Origin of the sequence: Gordonibacter sp., from assembly GCF_036667095.1 — a bacterium.
GTDB lineage: Bacteria > Actinomycetota > Coriobacteriia > Coriobacteriales > Eggerthellaceae > Gordonibacter.
In genome coordinates this window covers 1-5647 of the sequence record NZ_JAVWUP010000162.1, presented here as the reverse complement: position 1 = coordinate 5647, position 5647 = coordinate 1, and the positions used below count along the sequence as shown (strand labels likewise).

The 5647-nt window shown below is 55.9% G+C and carries 5 protein-coding genes and 1 tRNA gene; 3 read left to right on the top strand and 3 right to left on the bottom strand.

The genetic code is table 11. From position 1 onward, the window contains the following. Positions 1-124 precede the first annotated feature (124 nt). Positions 125-895 (top strand): ferritin family protein, encoded by a 771-nt coding sequence (locus RR842_RS11410; protein ID WP_332513384.1) that lies wholly within the window; start codon positions 125-127, stop codon positions 893-895. A 405-nt stretch (positions 896-1300) separates the two neighbouring features. Then, positions 1301-1519, top strand: coding sequence for a helix-turn-helix transcriptional regulator (locus tag RR842_RS11405; RefSeq protein WP_332713423.1), 219 nt, complete (start codon positions 1301-1303; stop codon positions 1517-1519). Between the two features lie 134 nt (positions 1520-1653). Here RR842_RS11405 and RR842_RS11400 read toward each other — a convergent pair whose 3' ends face one another. From RR842_RS11400 to RR842_RS11390, 3 genes are all read right to left on the bottom strand, one after another. After that, the gene (locus tag RR842_RS11400) at positions 1654-2367 is read right to left on the bottom strand and encodes a LytTR family DNA-binding domain-containing protein (protein ID WP_332513381.1); all 714 of its coding nucleotides are present in this window, start codon (positions 2365-2367) and stop codon (positions 1654-1656) included. Between the two features lie 210 nt (positions 2368-2577). Further along, the gene (locus RR842_RS11395) at positions 2578-3453 is read right to left on the bottom strand and encodes a tyrosine-protein phosphatase (RefSeq protein ID WP_332729795.1); all 876 of its coding nucleotides are present in this window, start codon (positions 3451-3453) and stop codon (positions 2578-2580) included. A 74-nt stretch (positions 3454-3527) separates the two neighbouring features. Further along, positions 3528-4940 carry a Sapep family Mn(2+)-dependent dipeptidase gene (locus RR842_RS11390; RefSeq protein WP_332513379.1) on the bottom strand — a complete coding sequence of 471 codons (1413 nt, stop codon included), beginning with the start codon at positions 4938-4940 and terminating at the stop codon, positions 3528-3530. Between the two features lie 246 nt (positions 4941-5186). Here RR842_RS11390 and RR842_RS11385 point away from each other — a divergent pair. Continuing rightward, positions 5187-5270: transfer RNA gene (locus RR842_RS11385), tRNA-Leu, on the top strand. Positions 5271-5647 lie beyond the last annotated feature (377 nt).

Here is a 5647-nt window from a genome sequence, read left to right as displayed (position 1 = left end):
ATTGTTATTGATTTTTATTCTTTATTAGTATATTGTATCAAATATTACGCGAGCAATCATCGAGGGAAAAGCTCGCACTTAGGGTGAAACGCTTCATGCGCATCGCCAGAAGAGGAGGGGTTCCATGCCTGACATTTCAAGACGCAACTTCATGAGAAGCGCCGTCGTTGGCGCTGCTGCCATTTCGACGCTCGGCGTGCTAGCAGGCTGTTCGTCACAGGAGAAACCTGCTGCCAAAACGGAAACGAAGACCGACGCATCTGCCGATTCGGCACCCGCAGCCAAGATGCTCGACCCGAAAACCATGCCTGACGCCGCCACGGCAAGCAACTTCGCAATTGTCGAGGACAGCAAGACGACCGTGGGCACGACACTGGACAACTTGAAGTCCGCCATTACCGGCGAAACCGGAGCTACCACGAAGTATGCCGCTTGGGCGGCGGCAGCTGAAAAAGAAGGGTTCGCCCACATCGCGCGCTTGTTCCACTGCACGTCGGATGCCGAGAAGATACATATCGAGCTGGAAACCAAGCTGGCGCAAAAGCTGGAACCTAGCTACAAGGCTCCCGAACCTCCCCAAGTTCCCTCGCACACCGTCGACCTGAGCCTTATTGCGGGCGCCAACGGCGAGATCTACGAAACCTCAGATATGTATCCCGCATTCATCAAAGTGGCCCAGCAAGAGAACAACAATGAGGCTGTCCAGGTGTTCACCCGCGCCAAGTTGGCCGAAGCCTACCATGCCGAGCGCTACCTAGATGCGTACAACACCATCGACACCCCCACCGATGACAAGTATTACCTGTGTCCCATCTGCGGCTATATCCATAAGGGCGAAAACTTCATCGCCTGCCCCATCTGCCTGGCCCCCAAAGCATCGTTTAGCGAGTACTAGGTTCTAGCACCCCTCAGCTAAAGTTTCGCTTACGTCAGCGCAGCAAGGACAACAGCCCGGGTGCCAGCCTCTTTTCATGAGAAAAAGGGGGAGGGGATGAAACCTGCCCCCCTCCGAACAAGAACCCATGAAAAACGAATCGTCCCAAATTTTGGGGCGATTCGTTTTTCATGGGCAAAAGCATACCGCGCACAGCGCCTGGTACGGCAAGGAGCATCCGCGTTTTCCTCGCCTTGCGTCTTTTTCTTTTCGCTTCCGATAGTCAATCGACCAACCTTTTCCTCTACATGAAACTGTCATGCCACTGCCTTCTCGCGCATGCTAGGGCCTATATATGACCTGTTTAATAGCAATTTGTTTCTGATCGCATACATAATATTGCATGGCTGACGCTAGGCTTAGCGCATGACGAAGACAAGAAGCAGAAACAAAGTCGGAGCACGAATCAAAGAGCTGCGCTTGAGAAATGGACTCACGCAAGAAAAGTTCGCGCTTATGATCGGGCTTAACCGAAGCTACCTTGCAGACATCGAAAAGGGGAACCGCAATTTCGGGTTCGACACCCTTGAAAGAATCGTGAAGGGATTCGATATATCCCTCGAAGAGTTTTTCGAGGGCTTTTGATTTCCGAGGCCTCGCGAGAGATTTCCACGTTGCACTACCCCTCCCTATAAAGCAAAAGCGCTGGCAACCAAATTGGTCGCCAGCGCTTTTGCTTGAAGCACTTTTCAGATCAGAGGCCTCAGCCTAACACGAGACTACAGCCCCAACGCCTTCTTCAATGCGGAAACGCGGCGGCGGGAAACCGGTATCTTCTCGTCGCTGCAGTTCAAGGTAAGCAACAACGTACCGCCCGACACCGACTCGATCTCTTCCACCATAGACAGGTTCACCAAATAACCGCGATGCACGCGGAAGAACCCATGGCCGTCCAAACGCTTCTCCAACTGGGCTAGGCTGACGGTGGAGAAATAGCGATCCGTATCGGTCTGCAGGTATGCATAGTCATCGCGAGCCATGACGAAGCGGATCTTGTCTATGCCGATGAGTATCTTCTTCCCACCCTTTTCAACGGGAATGCGCTCAGATTTCTGCGCCGCAACATGCAGCGAAACATGCTCGCGCACGCGCGAGATGGCTTGCGAGAGCCGCTCGGTCTCAACCGGTTTCACCAGATAATCGATGGCGCTTACTTTGAACGCCTCGAGTGCAAACTCGCTGTAGGCCGTCACGAAAACAATCGACGGCGGAAATTTCAGATGCTGCAGGGCCTCGGCAAGCTGCAGCCCCGTAGCTTCAGGCATGTTCACATCAAGGAACATAACGTCGCAAGGGTAATCCTTCAGCTTCTCGATAGCCTCGCGCACGCTGGCAGCCTCGGCGGCAACCTCGGTCTGACCCAGCTCGTCCAACAGGAACTTTAGTTCAGAACGCGCAGGAGCCTCGTCATCGACGATCATGGCTTTTAACACGTGAACCTCCTCGCTTCCAAACCCCATAATGCAAGCTTCGCTCATAGCTATTATAGATCATGGGGAGCCGAAAGAACGAAAAAGCGCGAATAAATGAATTCCACAAGTTCTCTCGGCCCCCAAGGCCCCCAAGGCGTATGCCAAAGCATTAATACGTTCGGACGCTCGATGGAATCGCGAGCGGAAAAGAGCGGTCGCCTGGAAGCCGTCCTAAGCGCTCGGATCATCGGTAAGATAGCGTGCTTGCAGCGCCGCACGCTTGTCGGCAGTGACGCCTAGAGCTTTCTCGACATAGGCATCCAAGCTGCCGAACTCGCGGTCGACCGCATCGAGCGCAGCACCTAGGAAGCGTGGGTCCGCAGAGTTGATCACCTGGATGCTATCGTCCAACTTGCCAGCTAGGTGGTAAGAGGCAAGCGCATCCATGATCTCCTGCGTACGCGAAGCAACATAGCGGTTCGTGGCCTGATAGTCTTTCATAATGGCCTTTGGCGAGGCACCCAGCACCTGCAGCAACAGCACCGTAGCCAAACCTGCACGATCTTTTCCGATAGTGCAGTGCCACAACACCGAGCCTTCCTCAGTAGCCAGCACATCCTCAAAAAAGGTTGCGAAACCCCGTTGGCTCGCTTCGTCCAGCAGTATGCGGGGATAGATCTCCATCATGATCTTTGCCGGATCGTCTTGCACTTGGCGCAGTATCTTCAAGGCGTCGCGCAGGCCTCCTCCATGCGTAATGCCCAGTGTTTCAGTGTTCAGCACAGGAACATGGTCAAAACGCACGTCCACAAGTGCATCCTCGGGATCAGGCTTCTCTCGACGCTCATCCTCGGTACGCAGATCAACAACCGTGCGCAGATCGTAGTCGTCGGCAAGCACTTCCAAGTCGCGTTCGGTCGCACCGGCCAGCGCGCCAGATCGCAGCAGGCGAGCATGCTTGACGAAGCGACCATGGGCACCTTCGATGCCGCCAATATCGCGGGTGTTCGGCAAGCCCTCCAACATGATGCGGCCATCTGCAACTTGCTCAAGTCCCTCGGCATCGGCAATGCCCAGCGTGGGTATATCGGGTACGGTGTCAACCATAGCGATGCTCCTTTCGAAAAAAATCGCCCCGGACCTCAAGGGAAGGGCCGGGGCGCATACTGAGGCGTTGCTTCCTACTTCAAATCAAGCTGCATCAGCTTGTCCAACGTAAGCGCGTATATCTTGAACGACTGCTTCAGCAGGTCCTCGCTCACACCCTCGTCGGGGCCGTGCATCATGCCTACCCACTCGGGGTTCTTCACCCACGGCTTCTCGGGGCCGAAACTCGCACCGCTCTTGAACTCGCGAGCGTATGTGCCGCCGCCCATCGTGAACGGCTTGGCATCCTCGCCGGTAGCCTCGTTGTACGCGTTCAGCAGCGCCTGGATTACCGGGGAGTCCGGCTTCACCAGGAACGGGACCATCAGCAGCGTGTTCTCGAACGTGCCGCCGACCTCACCCACCAGGCTGCCCACGCGCTCCATGATGTCGTCGCCCGTGATGGACGTGGGGAAGCGGCTGTCCAGTGTCTGCACGAAGCAGTTGTCCTTGAGCGCGATGGTACCGCCGATAACCGTGAGGGGCCCGAAATACTCGTCCTCGGTCTTGATGCCCACGCCGCCGCCATCCGTGTGGTTCAGCAGCTTTTGATCCAGCTCCAGGAAAGCCCGCTCATCGGTGCCGCATAGGCCTTGCTCCAGCAAGTAGTCCACCAAAAGCCCGATGGCGTTAATGCCCTCGTCCGGCGTAGAGGCATGCGCGCCCTTGCCCGCAGCTTCAAGACGCGCCAGACCGGGCCCCGCTTCGGTTACGGTGATACGGTCGGTGTTCGGCAGCTCCTTTGCTTCGGCCTTCACGACGGCATGCGCGATACCCGGCACCGCGTTCGTGGCCGCGCCGCCTTCGAACTCCACGATAACCCGCGCGCATTCCTCGATGGGCTTGCTCGTGATGGTACCGTCGAAGCCGCCCTTCTCGCCGTAGCACACGGGGAATTCCGCATCGGGCGTAAACAGGAAAGCCGGGTCTTCGTAATGCTCGTGGTAATACGCCACGTCCGCCATACCCGACTCCTCGTTCGCACCGAACAGGAAGCGGATGGTGTAGGGGAATTCGACGCCCTGATCCTTCCAGAACTTCATGGCGTGCAGCGCCATGACGCTGGGACCCTTGTCGTCGAGCGTGCCGCGACCCATGAGGTAGCCATCCTTGCGCGTGACTTCGTAGGGCTGATAGGTCCAGCCAGGGCCGGCCGGGACTACATCCATATGGCCGATGATGCCGAGCTGGGTTTCGCTTTTGCCGGGGAAATCGGCAAAGCCGATATAACCCTCGGCATCGTGCGTGGTGAAACCCATGCTATCGGCTAAGTCGAGCGCAGCCGTAAGTGCAGCTTTTGGTCCAGGGCCGAAGGGCGCGCCTTCAGCTTTCTTGTCGAGCTCCTCGAAGCTGGGGATGCGCACCAGCGTGGTTATGTCGCCCACCATCGCGTCCCAGTTTTCCTCGAGGTACGCGTCGATCTTCTTAGTCAGCTCAGCATGTTCCACAATGACTCCCGTCTCTCGGGTCGAGCGTGTTACGAGGCCGTACAGCAGCGCTCCTGCCGCAGACCGACGATCTTTCTATTATGCGGCATGCAGCACCACTGCGCCAGATCCTCATATATATGTTGACGGGCCGTCGCCCCGTATGCGCAGGTTTTCGCATGCCACTACGCGTCTCTATGTGCCTCCTGGGCGTCCAGCATTTTTTACTCGACGGAGGGCGAGGCATCCGGTATACTCTGTTCTTGCGCCCGAGTGGCGGAATGGCAGACGCGGCGGTCTCAAAAACCGTTGTTTAACGACGTGCGAGTTCGACTCTCGCCTCGGGCACCATTCGCATGATAGGCAGACTCGCTGAGTTCGATCTCTCTCGGCGAGTCTGCTTTATTTTTATCTACCATTGACCGTTGCAATTTCATAGTTGTCGAATTTTTAGACTCACTAGCAAATACGCAACTTACTATCACGCTTTTCGTCAATTCGATAAATTGAACTGTTGTCATCAGTATCGTCACTACTAATCGTCACGGTAATTTATCACTGATAATATAGTGATGATTACCGTGACAGCCGGAGTGATGCAGCGAGCCATCTCATAAAACGAGCCGCTTCTGCCAGAGGAAAAGCAAAAGCGACTCATCTACGGAACATCCTGCTAGATAGTTCGACTTCGCGCTACGCAAGTTCGGGTTACACTGCTTCGCGTCCTT

What these genes read in the sequence shown, in the direction of transcription:
- RR842_RS11410 (WP_332513384.1), top strand. Translation starts at nt 125, where the DNA reads ATGCCTGACATTTCAAGACGCAACTTCATGAGAAGCGCCGTCGTTGGC.
- RR842_RS11405 (WP_332713423.1), top strand. Translation starts at nt 1,301, where the DNA reads ATGACGAAGACAAGAAGCAGAAACAAAGTCGGAGCACGAATCAAAGAG.
- RR842_RS11395 (WP_332729795.1), bottom strand. Translation starts at nt 3,453, where the DNA reads ATGGTTGACACCGTACCCGATATACCCACGCTGGGCATTGCCGATGCC.